Annotated in this window: 20 protein-coding genes and 2 tRNA genes; 15 read left to right on the top strand and 7 right to left on the bottom strand. The window is 35.9% G+C overall.

Annotated elements, in window-relative coordinates; all coding sequences use genetic code 11:
• Positions 1-113: 113 nt before the first annotated feature.
• Positions 114-2,651, bottom strand: a complete 2,538-nt coding sequence (locus tag CLV73_RS14045) for an ATP-dependent Clp protease ATP-binding subunit (RefSeq protein WP_100377503.1) — start codon at positions 2,649-2,651, stop codon at positions 114-116.
• A 152-nt stretch (positions 2,652-2,803) separates the two neighbouring features.
• On the opposite strand from CLV73_RS14045, the gene CLV73_RS14040 reads away from it, so the two are divergent.
• The 5 genes from CLV73_RS14040 to CLV73_RS19020 all read left to right on the top strand — a co-directional run bounded on the left by CLV73_RS14040 (position 2,804) and on the right by CLV73_RS19020 (position 5,889).
• The gene (locus CLV73_RS14040; protein ID WP_100377502.1) at positions 2,804-3,028 is read left to right on the top strand and encodes a uroporphyrinogen decarboxylase; all 225 of its coding nucleotides are present in this window, start codon (positions 2,804-2,806) and stop codon (positions 3,026-3,028) included.
• Complete coding sequence (locus tag CLV73_RS14035) at positions 3,028-4,131, top strand: glycosyltransferase (RefSeq protein ID WP_100377501.1); 1,104 nt, start codon at positions 3,028-3,030, stop codon at positions 4,129-4,131. The genes CLV73_RS14040 and CLV73_RS14035 overlap by 1 nt, the downstream gene beginning before the upstream one ends.
• Before the next feature lie 117 nt (positions 4,132-4,248).
• Positions 4,249-4,668: a SufE family protein gene (locus CLV73_RS14030; protein ID WP_100377500.1), complete on the top strand. Its 420-nt coding sequence runs from the start codon at positions 4,249-4,251 to the stop codon at positions 4,666-4,668.
• A gap of 2 nt (positions 4,669-4,670) precedes the next feature.
• Positions 4,671-5,636: a glycosyltransferase family 9 protein gene (locus tag CLV73_RS14025; protein ID WP_228424378.1), complete on the top strand. Its 966-nt coding sequence runs from the start codon at positions 4,671-4,673 to the stop codon at positions 5,634-5,636.
• 88 nt (positions 5,637-5,724) lie between these two features.
• Positions 5,725-5,889, top strand: coding sequence for a hypothetical protein (locus CLV73_RS19020; RefSeq protein ID WP_169925767.1), 165 nt, complete (start codon positions 5,725-5,727; stop codon positions 5,887-5,889).
• A gap of 104 nt (positions 5,890-5,993) precedes the next feature.
• On the opposite strand, the gene CLV73_RS14020 is transcribed toward CLV73_RS19020, so the two are convergent.
• From CLV73_RS14020 to CLV73_RS14010, 3 genes are all read right to left on the bottom strand, one after another.
• Positions 5,994-6,068 (bottom strand) — tRNA-Val (locus CLV73_RS14020).
• Between the two features lie 33 nt (positions 6,069-6,101).
• Positions 6,102-6,176, bottom strand: a tRNA-Val gene (locus tag CLV73_RS14015).
• A gap of 44 nt (positions 6,177-6,220) precedes the next feature.
• Positions 6,221-7,465: a bifunctional folylpolyglutamate synthase/dihydrofolate synthase gene (locus CLV73_RS14010; protein WP_100377499.1), complete on the bottom strand. Its 1,245-nt coding sequence runs from the start codon at positions 7,463-7,465 to the stop codon at positions 6,221-6,223.
• Between the two features lie 102 nt (positions 7,466-7,567).
• On the opposite strand from CLV73_RS14010, the gene CLV73_RS14005 reads away from it, so the two are divergent.
• The 5 genes from CLV73_RS14005 to CLV73_RS13985 are packed head-to-tail and all read left to right on the top strand — an operon-like array spanning position 7,568 to position 11,793.
• Positions 7,568-8,914 carry a TolC family protein gene (locus tag CLV73_RS14005; RefSeq protein WP_100377498.1) on the top strand — a complete coding sequence of 449 codons (1,347 nt, stop codon included), beginning with the start codon at positions 7,568-7,570 and terminating at the stop codon, positions 8,912-8,914.
• A 1-nt stretch (position 8,915) separates the two neighbouring features.
• Complete coding sequence (locus CLV73_RS14000; RefSeq protein WP_100377497.1) at positions 8,916-9,506, top strand: SprT-like domain-containing protein; 591 nt, start codon at positions 8,916-8,918, stop codon at positions 9,504-9,506.
• A gap of 2 nt (positions 9,507-9,508) precedes the next feature.
• Entirely contained in the window at positions 9,509-10,588 is a 1,080-nt protein-coding gene (locus CLV73_RS13995; protein WP_228424376.1) for a mannose-1-phosphate guanylyltransferase, read from the top strand.
• A 34-nt stretch (positions 10,589-10,622) separates the two neighbouring features.
• Positions 10,623-11,291, top strand: coding sequence for a hypothetical protein (locus tag CLV73_RS13990; protein WP_100377496.1), 669 nt, complete (start codon positions 10,623-10,625; stop codon positions 11,289-11,291).
• The gene (locus CLV73_RS13985; RefSeq protein ID WP_100377495.1) at positions 11,254-11,793 is read left to right on the top strand and encodes a GNAT family N-acetyltransferase; all 540 of its coding nucleotides are present in this window, start codon (positions 11,254-11,256) and stop codon (positions 11,791-11,793) included. Before CLV73_RS13990 ends, CLV73_RS13985 begins: the two co-directional genes overlap by 38 nt.
• A 123-nt stretch (positions 11,794-11,916) precedes the next feature.
• On the opposite strand, the gene bcp is transcribed toward CLV73_RS13985, so the two are convergent.
• Positions 11,917-12,366 carry a thioredoxin-dependent thiol peroxidase gene (gene bcp / locus CLV73_RS13980; protein WP_100377494.1) on the bottom strand — a complete coding sequence of 150 codons (450 nt, stop codon included), beginning with the start codon at positions 12,364-12,366 and terminating at the stop codon, positions 11,917-11,919.
• A 33-nt stretch (positions 12,367-12,399) separates the two neighbouring features.
• On the opposite strand from bcp, the gene CLV73_RS13975 reads away from it, so the two are divergent.
• The gene (locus CLV73_RS13975) at positions 12,400-13,029 is read left to right on the top strand and encodes an endonuclease III domain-containing protein (RefSeq protein ID WP_100377493.1); all 630 of its coding nucleotides are present in this window, start codon (positions 12,400-12,402) and stop codon (positions 13,027-13,029) included.
• A 74-nt stretch (positions 13,030-13,103) separates the two neighbouring features.
• Here CLV73_RS13975 and CLV73_RS13970 read toward each other — a convergent pair whose 3' ends face one another.
• Positions 13,104-13,553 (bottom strand): DinB family protein, encoded by a 450-nt coding sequence (locus CLV73_RS13970; RefSeq protein ID WP_100377492.1) that lies wholly within the window; start codon positions 13,551-13,553, stop codon positions 13,104-13,106.
• Between the two features lie 120 nt (positions 13,554-13,673).
• Entirely contained in the window at positions 13,674-15,470 is a 1,797-nt protein-coding gene (locus CLV73_RS13965) for a DUF885 domain-containing protein (RefSeq protein ID WP_100377870.1), read from the bottom strand.
• Positions 15,471-15,638: 168 nt separating this feature from the next.
• On the opposite strand from CLV73_RS13965, the gene CLV73_RS13960 reads away from it, so the two are divergent.
• The 4 genes from CLV73_RS13960 to CLV73_RS13945 all read left to right on the top strand — a co-directional run bounded on the left by CLV73_RS13960 (position 15,639) and on the right by CLV73_RS13945 (position 18,298).
• Positions 15,639-16,100, top strand: a complete 462-nt coding sequence (locus CLV73_RS13960) for a hypothetical protein (RefSeq protein ID WP_100377491.1) — start codon at positions 15,639-15,641, stop codon at positions 16,098-16,100.
• 177 nt (positions 16,101-16,277) lie between these two features.
• Entirely contained in the window at positions 16,278-16,982 is a 705-nt protein-coding gene (locus CLV73_RS13955) for a MotA/TolQ/ExbB proton channel family protein (RefSeq protein WP_100377490.1), read from the top strand.
• 9 nt (positions 16,983-16,991) lie between these two features.
• Entirely contained in the window at positions 16,992-17,390 is a 399-nt protein-coding gene (locus CLV73_RS13950; protein ID WP_100377489.1) for an ExbD/TolR family protein, read from the top strand.
• A 23-nt stretch (positions 17,391-17,413) separates the two neighbouring features.
• Positions 17,414-18,298, top strand: coding sequence for a ferric siderophore ABC transporter substrate-binding protein (locus CLV73_RS13945; protein ID WP_100377488.1), 885 nt, complete (start codon positions 17,414-17,416; stop codon positions 18,296-18,298).
• Positions 18,299-18,420: the final 122 nt, after the last annotated feature.

Genomic DNA, 18,420 nt, shown 5'->3' with positions numbered 1-18,420 from the left:
GATTTTTATTAATTAATCATTATTTAGTGAAAAAATAAATTAATTATGTTACTGAAAATGAAAAAGCTCCAGGGGAAATCCTGGAGCTTTTTTAATATGATTAAATTATTTATTTACGATTGAGAAGACTTTTCAGCCGAAGATTTTTTTCCTTTTGGTGCTTTTCCAATCAAGCCGTCTTTTGCTTCGTTAAGATCAAGAATTACAGTTTCTCCTTCGCTTAATTGCTTATTCACAAGCATTTCTGCCAATAAATCTTCAATATATTTCTGGATCGCTCGTTTCAATGGTCTTGCTCCGAAATCTTTATCCCAGCCTTTTTCAGAAATAAAGTCTTTAGCTTCATCAGTTAATTCAACTTTATAACCTAATTTTTCTAATCTTCCGTACAATTTGCTCAGTTCAAGATCGATAATTTTCTTGATATCTGTCTGCTCAAGAGAGTTAAAGATAATAATATCATCAATTCTGTTCAGGAATTCAGGAGCAAATGCTTTTTTAAGGGCATTTTCTATAGTGCTTCTTGCTCTTGTATCAGAAGTTGATTTTTTAGCTGAAGTACCAAATCCTACACCGTCTCCGAAATCTTTAATATCTCTTGTACCGATGTTTGAAGTAAGGATGATAATGGTATTTCTGAAATCTATTTTTCTTCCTAAACTGTCGGTAACGTGACCTTCATCCAAAATTTGCAGCAAGATGTTGAATACATCAGGGTGAGCTTTTTCAATCTCATCCAGAAGAACCACAGCATAAGGTTTTCTTCTTACAGCTTCTGTTAGTTGTCCACCTTCCTCGTATCCAACGTAGCCTGGAGGCGCACCCACCAATCTTGAAACCGCGAATTTTTCCATGTATTCACTCATGTCAATTCTGATCAATGCTTCGTCAGAATCAAATAATTCTCTTGCCATTACTTTGGCTAACTCGGTTTTACCGACTCCGGTTGTTCCTAGGAAGATAAATGTACCAATCGGACGGTTCGGATCTTTTAGACCGGCTCTGTTTCTTTGAATTGCTTTCACAACTTTTTTTACAGCGTCTTCCTGACCGATTACTTTTCCGTTTAGTTTATCATCCATCTGAGCTAATTTATCAAGCTCATTTTTACCAACCTTCGTTACAGGAACTCCGCTCATCATAGAAACCACTTCCGCTACATTTTCTTCTGTCACGGTTTCTTTTTTCTCTTTAACATCTTTGTCCCATTTGTCCTGGGCAGCATTGAGTTCCATCTGAAGTCTTTCTTCTTCATCCTTCAGCTTTCTTGCTTCAAGATAATCCTGAGCTTTTACCGCTTTCTGCTTCAATTCTTTGATTTCTTCAATTTTCTTTTCGAAATCAATGATTTCAGTAGGAACCTTCATGTTTTTGATATAAACACGGGATCCTGCTTCATCCATCGCATCGATGGCTTTGTCCGGTAAGAAACGGTCGGTAATGTATCTTGATGTCAAATTGACACACGCTGCAATCGCTTCAGGAGTATAAATTACATTGTGATGCTCTTCATACTTATCTTTGATCTGATTCAGAATCTGAATGGTTTCGTCAATAGAAGTAGGTTCCACCATTACTTTCTGGAATCTTCTTTCTAAGGCGCCGTCTTTTTCAATATACTGACGGTATTCATCCAGAGTTGTTGCTCCGATGCATTGAATTTCACCTCTTGCCAAAGCCGGTTTAAACATATTGGATGCATCTAAACTTCCTGTTGAACTTCCTGCACCTACAATGGTATGAAGCTCATCGATGAATAAGATGACATCTCTGTTTTTCTCCAGTTCCGTCATAATGGCCTTCATTCTTTCTTCAAACTGACCACGATATTTGGTTCCGGCAACTAAACTTGCCAAATCCAAAGTGATCACACGTTTTCCGTAAAGAACCCTGGACACTTTTTTCTGTTGAATTCTTAATGCCAAACCTTCCGCAATCGCAGATTTACCAACTCCGGGCTCCCCGATAAGAAGCGGATTGTTTTTCTTTCTACGTGATAAGATCTGAGAAACCCTCTCAATTTCTTTTTCACGGCCGATTACAGGGTCTAATTTTCCATCTCTTGCCAAAGAAGTTAAGTCTCTACCAAAGTTATCCAATGTAGGAGTTTTACTTTTGGCAGAACCTAAATTTCCTGTAGGCTTTCTCATCTGCTCAAATTCCTCTCTTTCATCGTCGTCATCATAAGCACTCATTTGTGGTGCCTGTCCGGAATTTTTAAGCATAGTCTGATATTCTCTTGAAACTCCTTCATAATCGATGTCGTAAGCTCCTAAAATATTTGAAGTAGGGTCCTCATATTTATAAAGAATGCCTAAAAGCAAATGAACGGTATTAATTTCATTACTTTTATATTGTCTGCATTCTAACTCCGCACGCTTGATGGCGTGATCTGCCATCTTCGTGAAAGAAATATTGGTAACCTCCTCAGAAATAGGATTAAGACTTGCTGTATTTAAAGTTTCAATTTTTCTTCTGATTTGTGTTAAATCCGCATTAAGGTTTTGAAGGATTTCTTTTGCAGAGTTTTCCGTTTTTATAATACCTAAAAGTAGATGTTCTGTATTAAGAAATTCACTTTTGAGCCTTTTAGCTTCGCTCTTGCTTTGTTTGAACACCTGGCTCAAACCTTGTGAAAACTTATAATCCATAATATATCTCATTAGAATAAAAGCAACATTGCCATTTATTCACTATCTAAATTACAAATATTTTACCAAAAATCAATAAATGACTTTATGGCAGAAAAAATTTTATTATCTTATTGAAAATGATTAAGTTTGTTATCCTGAAAATTTTTCTCATGATTCCCGAAATTGCTACTTATATCGGATATTCCGCTTCACTTTTTATTGTGCTGAGTTTCATATTGAAAGATATAAGAAAAATCAGAATTGTGAATATGATAGGTTGTATCTGTTTTGTCATTTATGGCATTTTCAGCGGAATGCTCTGGCCGGTGATTATTCCCAACGGACTGATTTGCTTTATACAAATTTACCATCTTTTGACGGATAAAAAGAAGTAATGAGTAATAAAAAAGTGATTACTTCAGCGTTCAGCAACTTATATACGGATCAGCGTATAGAAAAGGTTTGCAGAACGTTATACGAAAACGGGTACGATATTGAGCTCATTGGAAACGACTGGAACGGAGCTGAAGAGATGTCGCGGCCTTATCCATTTTCCAGAATAGAGTTAAAATCAAAAAGTTTAAAAACAGCTTATTTAGAATTCAACTGGAAATTATACCATCAGCTAAAGAAAAAAGCAAATAAAAATACTATTCTTTATGCCAATGATCTGGACGCATTGCTTCCGAACTATCTGATTGCAAAAAAGTTAAATATTCCGTTAATTTTTGACAGTCATGAAATTTTTTCCGAAATGCCTGCAATTCAGGGCAAAATGTCACAAAAATTATGGAGATATCTGGAAAAGACTATTGTTCCGAAGATCAAATTGATGATTACAGCAAGTTCAGGATATGCCGTCTGGTTCAAAGCTCAATATGGAATTAATCCTGTTGTTGTTCAGAATGCGCCAAGGAAATTGAATTTTAATCAGGAGATTTCAGATAACAATCCTAAAATTCTTTTATACCAAGGAGCAATTAATCCGTTTCGGGGGATTGATAAGGCAATTTTGGCTATGCATGATGTAGAAAATGTTGTTTTTCAGATTGCGGGAGACGGACCAAGAAAAACAGAATATGAAGAACTGGTGATTAAGGAAGACCTTCAGGATAAAGTCCAGTTTTTAGGAAAGTTACATCCTGATGATTTAAGAAAAATTACTCTGACTGCAGATTGCGGGATGAGTATTGAAGAGAATGGGGGAGAAAGTTATTTTTATTCTTTACCAAATAAAGTTCTGGATTGTATTCAGGCAAGAGTTCCTTTAATTTTATCAAGTCTTCCTGAAATGCTTACGATTAAAAATCGGTTTGATGTGGGAGAGATCATTAAAAACCATGAGCCTTCAAGTATTGCAGAAGCAATAAATACCGTTTTGAATAAAGGAAGAAAAAACTATCTGCCGGAACTTGAAAGGGCTGCAAATATACTTTGTTGGGAAAATGAGGAGATAAAATTGCTGGAAGTTTTTCAAAAGGCCACTGAAAGTTTTTAAAAACTAAATCCGTATAAATCAAAATATTTGATAATAATTTAATGTATTCAGTCCCAAACTTAACATAAAATTTAAAAAGTCTAAATTTAGTATCTTTGCACAAAAGAAAGTATAGAAATGACCATTAAGGAAAAACAGCAGGAAATTATCGACGAATTTGCATTTCTTGAAGATTGGGAGCAGAAATATGAATATATCATTGACCTTGGAAAGGAGCTGAAAGGGCTTTCTGATGATAAAAAAACTGACGAAAATCTGATTAAAGGCTGTCAAAGTAAAGTTTGGATTGATGCAGAGTTCAAAGATGGGAAATTGTTTTTCAATGCTGATTCTGACGGTATTTTGCCGAAAGGAATTGTTTCTCTTTTAGTGAGCATTTACAGTGGTCATTCTACACAGGAAATTTTAGATTCTGATTTCGAGTTTATCTCTGAAATCGGTCTGCAGGAGTTTCTTTCTCCTTCTCGTGCTAACGGATTGATGGCGATGACAAAGCAGATTAAATTTTACGCAGTTGCCTATCAGTTGAAATCCTAATTGTGACAAGAATTTTAGCATATCGTTTTTCTGCTTTTGGTGATGTTGCAATGACAGCTCCCGTTTTCCGTGAGTTTTTAGAGCAAAATCCGGATGTGGAAATTATAATGGTTTCACGACAGAATTTTCAAGACTTATTTGCCGGCATTCCAAATGTTATATTTAAAGGAATCAATCTGGACGATTATAAAGGTTTCTTTGGATTGAACAGATTGGCGAATGAACTGATTAAAGAGTTTAAGCCTGATTTGATAGCCAATCTTCATGATGTTATCAGAACGAAGGTTTTAGATAAAATTTACATAAGAAAAGGCTTAAAAGTCTTCAAAATCAATAAAGGAAAGGAGGAAAAGGAACGGTTAACAGACGTTTGGAATCTGAATAAAGTTCAGCTGAGAAAAACGGTTGAACGTTATGCAGATGTTTTCCGCGAAATGGGTTTTAAAGTTGAATTGTCACACCAATTGAGACCGGCCCCAATAAATAAATCAGGAATTGGTTTTGCTCCTTTTGCCCAACACCAAGGGAAAATGCTTCCACTAGAAAAATCTTATGAATTAGCAAGGATTTTGGCTCAAAAACATAAGGTTTATTTTTTTGGCGGAGGTAAAAAAGAAACTGAAACTTTGGAAAAGTGGGAGAGGGAAATCCCTAATACTTACAGTTTATCAGGAAAACTGAGTCTTGCAGAAGAATTGAATAAGATTTCCGAGCTGGAGCTGATGATCTCTATGGATTCTGCCAATATGCATTTGGCAAGTCTAATGGGAACAAGATGTATTTCTGTTTGGGGATCGACGCATCCTTATGCGGGTTTTTTAGGATTCGGCCAAAGTGAAGATGATGTTGTTCAGATAGAAGATTTAACGTGCAGGCCGTGTTCTGTTTTCGGAGATAAAGAGTGTTTCCGAGGAGATTGGGCATGTCTGGAAGAGCTTGATGTACAAAAAATCGTCAAAAAAATTTGATTCGGGCAAAATCTTCTGTTCTTTTTACAATTACTGATACTATAATGAATGGCATGATTTTTTATAACTTTATTAAAAAGTATTTATAATGAAAACACTGAAACAAATAGGAGCAATGGTTTTATTAGGAATGTTTCTTACATCCTGCGTTGCAGTCAAGTCTAATGGTAATCATGGTTTACCTCCCGGACAGGTTAAAAAGGTAACAGGCTCTAAATCGGCAAAACCCTATGCACCGGGACAGAATAAGTGATTATTCTAAAGGAGGTCATAAACTTAAATAAAAGAAATCTGAAAGCCTTTTTACATTAAAATTTATATAAATAAAAAAACTCCCTTGAAAAAGAGAGTTTTCTGTGGGTCCTGAGGGATTCGAACCCCCGACCCTCTGGGTGTAAACCAGATGCTCTGAACCAACTGAGCTAAGAACCCGAATTTTTTTTAAAGGTTTCGTTTCCTTTTCTGTGGGTCCTGAGGGATTCGAACCCCCGACCCTCTGGGTGTAAACCAGATGCTCTGAACCAACTGAGCTAAGAACCCTCTTTATCGTTGTTTCCTCGATTAGAGTGGTGCAAATATACGACTTATTTGGAAACCTCCAAATTTTTTTCTAAAAATTCTCCCACTACAAAGTTACTTCCGCCGATAAAAATCATTTCCTCATTTGTACATTGCTCTTTTGCAGATAGATATGCTTCCTGTACAGAATCGAAAATTTTATAAGAAATTTTTGCGCCAATCAATAGATCTTCATAATCTTTGGGATCTCTTCCTCTGTTAATGGCTGGTTTGGCAAAATAGAACTCAGAATTTTCGGGTAAAATTTTGGTGACTTCATCGATTTTTTTGTCATTGACGAAGCCTAAAATAATATGTTTGTGCTTATCTATGGAATTTAACTGGTCAAAAACATACTCTAGTCCGGCCTGATTGTGTCCAGTATCGCAAATTGTCAGTGGGGTTTTAGAGAACTCAAACCAACGACCGATAAAATTGGTGTTTTGATGAACATGTAGAAGACCGTCTTCAATATTTTTATCAGAAATAGATAGATTTAATTTTTTTAGTTCTTCTATTAAGGCCAGAACGACTTTAATATTTTTAGCCTGATAATTGCCTTTTAGATCTGAAGTAAGGTCAGTCTTTAATAAGGTGGCATCAATAAATGGTGCTTTTTCTTGATCTGCCTTGCTTTTAATGATGTTTTTTACCAAATTATTTTCGTCCCCTGAAATAATAGGGATGTGCTTTTTAATAATTCCTGCTTTTTCTGCTGCAATTTCTTCGATGGTATCACCTAGAATGTTTTGGTGATCGAGCTGAACATTAGTAATGGCGGCAATTAATGGCTTAATAATATTTGTTGAGTCCAGTCTTCCGCCTAATCCAACTTCGATAATCGCAAAGTCAACTTTCTGCTGATAGAAATATTCAAAAGCCATAACCGTAGTAAATTCAAAAAAGGAAGGTTTAATATCTTCGGGAAGATTTTTCAGTTTTTGAATAAAATCAAAGACAAAGTTTTTATCACAGTTTTCACCGTTTACCTTGATGCGTTCTGTAAAATCGATCAGGTGCGGAGAATTGTAAAGTCCGGTTTTATAACCAGCTTCCTGAAGCACAGAAGCGAGCATATTGCTTGAAGAACCTTTTCCGTTCGTTCCTCCGATATGAATACATTTTATTTTTTCTTGAGGATTTCCAAAGAAATCACAAAGTCTGACTATATTTTGTAGACCAGGTTTATATGCTTTTTGACCATCGATTTGATAATTAGGAGCTTGCACGAAAAGCCAGTTTACGGCTTCTTGGTATTGTTCGTTTGTCATGATACAAAATTCTCAAAAGTTTTTTAAAAAGGGACATTAATTTTTTTTAATTGTAACTTTTTTTACATATTCGCGTCTAATGTCATAAAAGCTGAATTAATTATGAAAAAAGTTTTGGTAATCATTTTAGGATTAAGTTGTTTGGGGCTAAAGTCTCAGAAAAGGTGGTCACTGAGAGAGTGTGTAAACTATGCAGTAGAACATAATCTTCAGGTAATACAAAATGAATACTCGAAACAAAATCAGGAAGCCAACCTAAAAATTGCCAAAAAAAATTATCTTCCTTCTGTTTCCGGAAGTATAGGAAATACTGTTAGTTTCGGACAGACCTCTTTCGGGACAGGGAGTTTAAGAAACGATGTCTTTCGAAACAATGCAAATCTAGGAGCTGAAGTTTTGGTATATAACAACGGAAGGCTGGATAAAACAGTCAGAAAAAACCAGTATGATCTGGAAGCAAGCTTATATGATGTAGAAACAATAAAGAACGATATTTCGTTGCAGATCGCACAGCAATATTTAACGACCTTGTTGAATAAGGAAATTGTAAAAATCTCTGAAAGTACGGTTGCGAATGCCAAAAAGCAATATGACAAGGCGAAAATAACGACATCGGTAGGTACAACGGCGCAGACTGTTTTAGCAGAGGCTGAAGCAGCATTGGCAAGAGAAAAACAAAATCTGAAAACGGCTGAAATTAATGTTGGGCGAAGCTTATTCGCTTTGGCTCAGCTTTTACAATTGCAGGATTATAAAAACTTTGATGTTGAGGATGTAAGTGTTCCTGACCAACTGACTCCGGAATTAAAATCAGTGAATGAGGTTTTGACAACAGCTTATGAATCTCAGCCTCAGATAAAAGCAGCGGAAAGCAGAATAAAATCTGCGGAAGCTCAGACTGAAGTTTCAAAAACAGCTTTCTGGCCTACAGTAACGGCAAGTGTGGGAATCGGATCTTTCTACAACAACCTTCTTAATACAGATATCACTGGAATAGATGAGTCAAAAAATATTGTTTATGAAAGGAATTTGTTTGAGCAGTATAAAGACAACTTTGGACAGCAAGCCGGCCTTTCTGTTAATATTCCGATTTTTAATAAAGGAATTACAAAACTTCAGGTAGAGCAGTCAAAAATTAATGAAAGTGTTGCCAAGAACTCACTTGAGCAGCAAAAGCAGTCGGTAAGACAAAGTGTTCAGAAGGCACAGTTTGATGTTGATGCCAACTACGAAGCTTATTTAGCTGCAGTAGAAGCGGAAAAAAGCTCAAAACTTTCTATGGATTTTGCTGAAAAAAGCTATGCCGCCGGAAGAACAACTATTTTTGATCTGAATGTTGCCAGAAATAACTATGCGAATGCACAAGGTTCTGTAGCTCAGGCAAAATATAATTATTTATTCAGTTTAAAATTATTGAACTTCTATGCCGGAATTCCACTAAGTTTGTAGAATGTCTATTGAAACATTAGAAAAATATTTACCTCAAAATACACGGACTTATTTAAGAAAATGGTTCTCAGATTATTATATTCATATAAAGATAACAAGAGAGCGGAATTCGAAATTGGGAGATTATAGGAAGCTGCATGATAATTCCCATGAAATTACAATAAATTCCACATTATCGCCACAGCTTTTTTTCTTTGTGCTTACTCATGAGCTGGCACATCTTATTGCTTTTGAAAAGTTTGGAAGAAGGATATCACCTCATGGAAATGAGTGGAAAACCACTTTTAGAGAAATGCTTTTGGAGAGTATTGAAGTATATGAGGATGCGTTGAAACCCATTATTATAAAGTTTTCAAAATCTCCCAAAGCCAATTTTATGGCAAGTCCGGATTTAGTAAAGTTTTTTCATGCAGGACATGCAGATGACAATTTTTGCTATATTGAAGAAATAGAGAAAGGAGGCTTTTTTGTTTATCAAAATCAAAAATATCTGCAGGAAGGACTTATTAAAAAAAACTATCTTTGTAAGAATTTGGCTACCGGGAGAAAGTATTCTTTCAGACCTTTAGCCAGAGTAGAAAAATGTATGTGAACATGTTACAGTCAGATAAATATTGTGTGATAATGGCGGGAGGAATCGGAAGCAGATTTTGGCCTTTAAGTACACAAAAATTCCCCAAACAGTTTCAGGATATTTTAGGAACGGGAAGAACAATGATTCAGCAGACGTATGACAGGATCAGTAAAATAATCCCTGCTGAAAATATATTTGTCATTACAAATAAAGAATATGTAAGTGTATCCCATCAGCAATTACCGGAAATTCCGGAAGAAAATATTGTGGGAGAACCATTGATGAAAAATACGGCGGCCTGTAATCTTTATATGGCTAACAAAATCGCTGAAAAGAATCCTAATGCGACCATGGTAGTTTTACCAGCCGATCATTTGATTCTTAAAGAAGATATTTTTTTACAGAAATTAGAGCTTGCTTTTGAGTTGGCATCTGAAAATGAGTATCTGGTAACATTGGGAATCACTCCTACGAGACCTGATACAGGATATGGCTATATTCAGTTCGTAGAAAAGAAAAATGCAGATTATTTTAAAGTAAAAACATTTACTGAAAAGCCCATTCTGGAAATTGCACAAAGCTTTTTAGAGAGCGGAGATTTCCTTTGGAATGCGGGAATTTTTATCTGGAATGTTAAAAGTATTCACCATGCTTTTGAAATGTATCTTCCGGATATGACACAGCATTTCATGGCATGTGATTATAATGCGGGTAATGAACAGAGCTGTATAGAACTTATTTATCCAAAAGTTCAGAAAATTTCCATCGATAACGGGATTCTCGAAAAAGCAAAGAATGTATATGTAATTCCTGCAGATTTGGGATGGAGTGATCTGGGAACATGGACCTCGGTGTATGAAAACACAGAGAAAGATAAAAATAGAAACTCTGTTAATCAAAAACACCTTTTAACGTATAATGCAGAAGGCAATATCATTCATGCCAAAAGCAATAAGATGGTTGTGATAGACGGATTGAAGGATTATATCGTTGTAGATACAGATAAAGTGCTGCTAATTTGCCCAAGAGAGCATGATCAGCTGATAAAAGATTACGTTTTAGATCTTAAAAACTTCAAAAAAGGGGAACGTTTTATGTAATTAAGATGGCATACTTTGTGTCTGTTATTTAGCTATGATAAAAGCAATTTTAAAATTTGGTATATTTTCTTTTCTGATGTTGGGGATAAACGCTTATTCTCAGGAGAAAAAACATTTTACAGGCTATTCTAATATTTTACAGAGTATTATTCCCAATCAGAAAACAGATTTCTGGATTTTAGTTCATAATAATTATGGCAAAAACCAGGAAGTAAGAGCTGTTGGAACGAAGAAGGAGTACATACCGCAATCCTCAGGTTTTAATTTATTTCCTGATGAAAACGGCTTCTTTTATGTTGTTTATTCTTCAGCAGGTAAAATAGAATATATAACAGATCTCCCTTCGCTCAGAAAGTTTATAGGTAAAATAGACAATGTAGAAGAGGCGGCAATTAAGCTCACAGATGAAGGATACTTTGTAGATGAAGAGTTTAATGACCTGGCAGGAAATTATGCGGAAGACGGTAAAAACTATTATCTGGAAGTTGGAAAACTTACCTCAAACGAATGCCCTTACCAGAAAAAGCATTTTAATATCACTGTGAATAAGGCGACAGGTGAAGTGGCCAATATACAAGACAACGGAACTTATATAGAGCTTTATAATAAAAAATGTAAGAATAATCCGAGACTTTTAAAAATAGAAAAAAAAGATCCCCCGAAAGATGAGCCTAAAAAAACAAATTCCTCCAAACGCAGATAATTTCTACGAAACAGAAAGGTTGATCATCCGTCCAATGTCTTTGGAAGACGGAGAATTCATTCTTGATCTTTACAACAGGCCCAAGTTTATTCAGTTCATCGGAGATCGTCATATAAAAACGGTTGCCGATGCAGAAAACTATATCAAAGAAAAGTTTCTTCCACAGTTTGAACGATTGGGCTACGGAAACTATTTGGTACTGACCAAAGAAGGAAATCACAAAATTGGCGGGGTAGGAATTTTCGAAAGAGAAGGCTTGGATGTGGTAGATATCGGATTTTCTTTATTAGATGAGTTTGAAGGAAAAGGGTATGCGTATGAAGCCGCTTCAAAAGTCAAATCCATAGGAATGGATGATTTTGGACTAAAAAAGATCTCTGCAATTACTTCAAAAGGCAATTTTTCTTCTCAGAAATTAATTGAGAAACTGGGGTTAAAATTCCAGAAACATGTAACTCTTCCGGGGGAAAATGAGGAGTTGAGGTATTACGAAACAGAATAATCATACTATGAGTTTGTCATTCTGACGGAGGAAGAATCTGGTTACTATTATAGATTCTTCCTCCACTTCTGAACTACGTTCGTAAACCTTTAGTTTATGTTCAGAATGACAAAGAATCAAAAATTATCCCTCCAAAATCTGCTCAGCCGCTGTTTTTGAAGTTACTTTCTCAATGACTCTCGTACAAACTCCTTTTTCATCAAAAATAAAGGTGGTTCTTACAATTCCCATATAGGTTTTACCAAACGTTTTTTTCTCCTGCCAAACCCCGAATTTTTCAATAATATCACGGTTTTCATCAGCAATAAGATCATAAGGAAAAGCAAATTTATTGTGAAAATTTTTCTGCTTTTTCACAGAGTCTCCGCTTATTCCCAATAACTGAAATCCTGCCTTTTCCAATTTTGAATAATTATCACTCAAATTACAGGCTTCCACAGTACAGGTTGGCGTATTTGCCTGAGGATAAAAGAAAATAACTAATTTTTTTCCGATTAATTTCTCCGATTGTACCGTTTCTCCATCCTGATTTATTCCTTCAAATTGTGGTAGTTTATCTCCAACTTTCAGCATAATGATTTAATTTTGTTCAAATTTAATAGTTAAATGACAAAAAAGCAAAGAGCCGAGCTTGTTCAGACCGAATTAGAAAAACTATATCCTGAAGTTCCGATTCCGCTGGATCATACGGATCCTTATACTTTGATGGTGGCCGTAGCGTTATCTGCTCAGACTACCGATAAAAAAGTAAATCAGGTAACTCCAAACCTGTTTAAAGTGGCGGGAACTCCTGAAAAAATGGCAAAATTGGAGGTTTCGGAAATCAAAGAACTGATCAAAGAAATCGGACTGGCGAATACAAAAGCCAAAAACCTGAAAAGAATGGCAGAACTCCTGTTGGAAAGACATCATGGAGTAGTACCTCAAACTTATGAAGAATTAGAGGCGCTTCCGGGAGTTGGTCATAAAACGGCTTCTGTGATGATGAGTCAGGGCTTCGGATTTCCTGCTTTTCCGGTCGATACACACATTCACCGGCTCATGACGCAGTGGAAGCTTACCTCCGGGAAAAACGTCGTAGAAACGGAAAAAGACGCTAAAAGTATCTGGAAAGAAGAAGTATGGAATAAGCTTCACCTTCAGATTATTTTTTACGGAAGAGAATATTCTCCTGCAAGAGGAAAAGGAGAGAAAGACTTCATTACCAAAATGATGTTTAAAGAAAAAGAGAAATAAATTGTTACCATAAAATTCCCCTCCTTCGGAGGGGTGTCAAAAATTCGAAGAATTTTTGACGGGGTGGTTAAAAACTATTCCCCATCCAACAATCTTCTGTGGTAATTGATCTGTCCCAGATGATAGCTTAAATGACCAAATAAATGGATCAGGAAATACTCAGTGGTCATTTTATATCCTAAAGCTTCAAGAGGAAAATCTTTTTCCAGATCTTCGCGAGACAGTGTATTGAATGTTGAAGCCACAATTTCCAATGTTCCTTCAATTTTTTCAATAAGCTCAGTTCTTGGAATATCCTTTAATGAAAATTCAAGCTCACGCTTTCTGATATAACCTGAATTCCCTAATTGAGCTCCAATGAAATGATTAAGATTTCCGACCAAATGAAGGCACAGGTTTCCCGCAGAATTTGAAATGTTTTTATCTGTTTTCCAAATTGATGCTTCGTCTTGATAAGACTCAATTTCCAGTTTTAATTTATTTAAATCTCTTGTATAAAGCGATTGTAGACCTTCTGTTATCATTTTTCTATTGAATTAAAGCTTTAAAATATCGTCTAAATTTTTTGCTGAATGAATTTATGAAATAAATCAAACAAAAAAGCCACAAAAATTAATTTGTGACTTTAATATTTTTAATGAGGATTACTTCTGCTTTTTTGCCCAAAGCTCCATTTTTCTGTTCAGTACATCCAAAGGAAGACATCCTTGGCTTAAAACTTCATCGTGGAAGCTTGCCAAATTGAATTTTGGGCCCAGTTCTTTCTGGTATTTCTCTCTAAGTTCACGAATTCTTAACGAGCCTATTTTATATCCTAAAGCCTGTCCAGGCATAGCCATATATCTCTCAACTTCGGCGGTTGCTCCGGCTTCATCATAAGAAATATTACTTAGGAAATATTTAATAGCTTCTTCTCTGGTCATTTTTCCCGTATGCAAACCGGTATCTACGACCAGTCTTACTGCTCTTAACATCTGATCACTCAAATACCCCATTTTTTGATAAGGATCTGTGTACAATCCAAATTCAGGGCCTAATGTTTCACAATAATGTGCCCATCCTTCTCCGTATGCTCCAAACCATCCGAATCTCATGAATTTGGGAAGCTTGGTGTTTTCCTGTTGTAAGGAAACTTGATAATGGTGCCCCGGAATAGCTTCATGTAAGAACAAAGATTCCATTCCTGAAGTAACATTGAACTTGGAAGGATCAGGAAGTGGAACATAGAAAATACCGGGTCTTTTTCCATCCGGAGTTCCCTGAATGTATTCTGCGCTTGCACTGGCTTCTCTGAATTTCTCGGTCTGTCTGATCTCAAATTTAGTTTTTGGAGTTACAGAGAACATGGTTTTAAGCTTCGGGGTAATCTTCGTCAAAATTCCATTGAATGCACCTAAAACTTCTTTGGAAGTCTTGTAAGGCATTGCTTTAGGATCTGTTTTTACAAAACTGATGAATTCTTCCAAAGCCCCTGTAAAGCCAACCTGTTGCTTTACTTTTTCCATTTCCGCACGAAGCATAGCCACTTGCTGAAGACCTATTTTGTTGATCTCCTCAGGAGATTTGTTGGTGGTTGTCCAGCTTTTTGCGTAATACTGATAAATTTCCTTTCCATTTGGAAGACTGTTGTATCCATCAGTTTCTCTTGCTTTAGGTAAGTATTCTTTTTCTAAGAAGTCACCCATTTTGGTGTATGCAGGAATAATCTTCTTTAAAATAGTTTCCTTGTAAAGCCCTGAAAATTTATCTTTCTGCTCTTTAGTGAAGCTTTTCGGGAAGTCTTTAATGGGTCCGTAAAAAATATTTTTATCCAAATCTGTGGTAATGATCTCTTCCGCTCTCATTTGAGGAATCATTTTAATAACCAGCTTTTTAGGCAATACCATTTTATTATTTATTCCTTCTCTGAAATTGTCCGTGGCAGCATTCATCCAATCCGGAAATTTTTCCATTCTTTTTAGCCAGTCGCTATAATCTTTTTCTGTTTTGAAAGGCTGGCTTCCCTGTCCGCTTCCGTAAAGAGGGAAACTTAAAGGTAAACCTCCAAACTGGGTAAACGGAATATATTCTGGGTGATAGGCATATCCTTCAATTCTGTCTTTCAGCATGAAGTCAAGTACATCATATACAACTTTGTCTTCATCAGAAAGATTCTTATAATCAACATTTTCCAACTGTTTCTGTACTGAATTATAAAAAGAAACTTCACCGGAAATAAAATCTTTGTCTATATTGATCGGCAATTGGTCATTGTATCTGAGATCGCCCTGGGAAGTCGCTTCAAGAGGGTAAAGCTTCAGATATTGTTCATAATAGTTCGACGCGATAGAATCTAAATTACTGGGAGTTACTTTTGTTAATGGTGAATCCGACTTCTTACAAGAGGCCACACCCATGAGTAATCCCAAACCGACGATGCTTTTAAATACAATGTTTTTCATTTTCAGAATCTTTGAAAAACAAAAGTAATTAATAATAACAAAAAAGGGTGTTTTGAAGGAGGATTTTGCAAAAATATTTTTCAAAATATTTTTCACATTCAATCTATTTTTTATCTTTGCTGAAAACGTTTAACAATCATACTATTACAGTTCTTTTTTTAAGAAATAATGAAAGGGATTTTAAAAATTTACCATCCGGACGAAACGCTAAAATACAATATCAGAAATACTTATTGCAAAGCGGTCTATAGCAACCAACAACATTTTTTAGAGGTTGAAGTTATTACGGATGACAGTTTGGATCACGTTGACGATGATTCTCTGCAGTACAATTTTCCACAACTTTCGCTTGAGGTCTTCGATTTCCCTATCGAATCTGCGGAAATAGAAGGGAAAACAATTCAAATTAATGATTCTGATGAAGACAGCTACACAGAAGTAGATCTTTTTGATGATGAAGAGGCTTTCATCTATGATAACGAGCTTCAATTTGAAAAGAATGAAGAAGGAGAACTTCAGGTGATCTGGAAAGGAACAATTGATGATTTTTACACGGGTTCAGATACTCCGATACCTTTCAGACTTAAATGCGAATTTAAACAAGATGATATTGAGGTAGACGAGGATTAATATCCTTATATCTTAATATTTTTTATACTAAAAATTCTTTTCAATACTTTTTGGAAAGAATTTTGCTGTTTGTAAAAAGCAACTTAATTTTAAGTTGTTTTTAAGCATTTTTTAAGACATCAATTAATAATATTCTATTATTTTTGTCGTTTAAAACCATTATAAAACTACATATTAATGCTGTTAACGGAACTTACTCAGATTTTATTTGCACAAATTGCTACACCGGCAGTGAACACAGAAGATTTAGAATTTTCATTTTGGAAGATCATGTTTCATGGAGGTGCTTTCGCTAAAATAGTGATGGTGACCGTACTAACACTTGGTGTGTTTTCGGTGTATCTGTTTTTTGAACGTTTTTTCTTTATTAAAAGGTTGACTTCAAAAACGGATTCCAATTTTATGGATAATATTGAAGACTTCATTAAAGAAGGCAAAATAGAATCTGCTTCAGACTATTGTAAAAGACAAAACTCTCCGGAAGGAAGAATTTTAGAAAAGGGAATTTCAAGATTAGGGCGTCCTGTTTCTGATATTGTGAGTGCCATGGAATCTCAGGCTCAGGTTGAAGTTGCGAATATGGAAAAAAACCTTAATCTTTTGGCGGTAGTTCCGAGTATTGCTCCTATGTTGGGACTTTTAGGAACGGTAATCGGGATGATTATTGCGTTCTTTAACCTTTCGCACGCAACAGGGTCTTTCTCTCCGAAAACACTTTCTGAAGGAATTTATACGGCTTTAGGACAAACTGCGGTAGGTCTTGCAGTGGCAATTCCGGCTAACTTCTTCTATAATTTGTTATTAACAAGAATTGATAAGTTTGTATTGAAGGCTCAGAATATGTCTGGTGAATTTTTAGATCTTATCAACAAACCTTTATAATCTTTCCAGATGAAAATTCAGAGAAGAAATAAAGCGAATCCCGAGTTCAGTTTGGCAGCGATGACCGATGTTATCCTGCTGATGCTGATCTTTTTTATGGTAACGTCTTCGGCGGCCAATCAAAGTGCGATAGATGTAAAGCTTCCGAAAACGGGAGCGGTAGAAGACAATATTCCTAATCCTTTAACGGTAAGTATAAAACCTGACGGTTCTTATTTCGTAGACGATACTCCTGTCAATAAAGATCAGCTAGAGCAAATCGTTGTTGATAAACTGGCTGGTCAAACAAACAAATCTTTTACGATAAGAGCGGATGAAAATACAATGCATAAAGATGTGGTATTTGCGATGGAAATTGCGGAAAAACACAAATTTAATATTGCAATTGCAACAGTAAAGGATAAATAATCACGAATAAAGATTATTTTACGATGAAGACTTATGCTATAAATAAACAGGAAGAAAACAGAGACCGGATAAAAAGCGCATTGCTTTCTGTTCTGATCTGGTCTGCGATCTTGTTGTTTGTTTTTTTATATAAATTAAAACCTGAATTGGATCCGGAACCGGAGGTTGTTACGACAATGCTGGTCAATTTCGGGGATAACAGAAACGGAAATGGGGTAGAAGAACCTGCAGATCAGCCGGGAAGTCTGGCTGCTGCTACGGAAGAAGTTACTCCTGAACCTGTAGAAACGGCAGTTCCTGAAACAAAAACCATCATAAAGCCTGAACCACAACCTGAAACCAAAAAATCAGAGGCTAAGGATAAAATTATTACAGGAAATAATTCTAAAGTAACGGTTCCGAAAAAAGAGGAGTCAAAGGCGGATAATAAAAAATCTGCTACAAGTACAAGTGCTTCTAAAAATACTAAAAAATCCGGTGCGGTTACAGCAAATTCAAAAACCGGGAACGGAGACGGAAAAGGAACAGCAGCCATTGGAAATTTAATCAGAGGAAGGGGAACGAAAGCAGGAAGTCAGGGAGACGGAACAGGCATAGGAAATGCAGGAGATCCTTTGGGTGGTGACGGAAACGGAGACAGTAAAGTGGGAATTGACAGGAAGTTGGTAGGATATATTCCGGGAACGATGGGAAGAGGAGGAGCGCAACCTTCTCACGGCTGTACAGCAAGCGGTTCCATTACGATCGCTTATACCGTAGATAAAGCAGGAAATGTGGTTTCTGCAAGAAGAGCAGGAGGAATTTCAGATCCTTGTGTTTCTTCCACTTCAGTTGCTTGGGTAAAAAAATATGTAAAGGCTGAAAAAGCTAATGTTTCTTCGACAGGAACGTATAAGATTACCTTCTAAGAAAATAAATAATTTAATTTTTTATAATACCGTGTTAAAGTGTAATGCCTTTGCCACGGTTTTTTGTTTGGAGAAATAGAGAGAGTGCTTATATTTGCTTATACCATGAATAAATCACAATA

It is taken from the genome of Chryseobacterium geocarposphaerae (assembly GCF_002797535.1).
Taxonomy (GTDB): domain Bacteria; phylum Bacteroidota; class Bacteroidia; order Flavobacteriales; family Weeksellaceae; genus Chryseobacterium; species Chryseobacterium geocarposphaerae.
The sequence above is the reverse complement of the archived record's forward strand: the minus strand, read 5'-3'. Positions and strand labels throughout refer to the sequence as shown.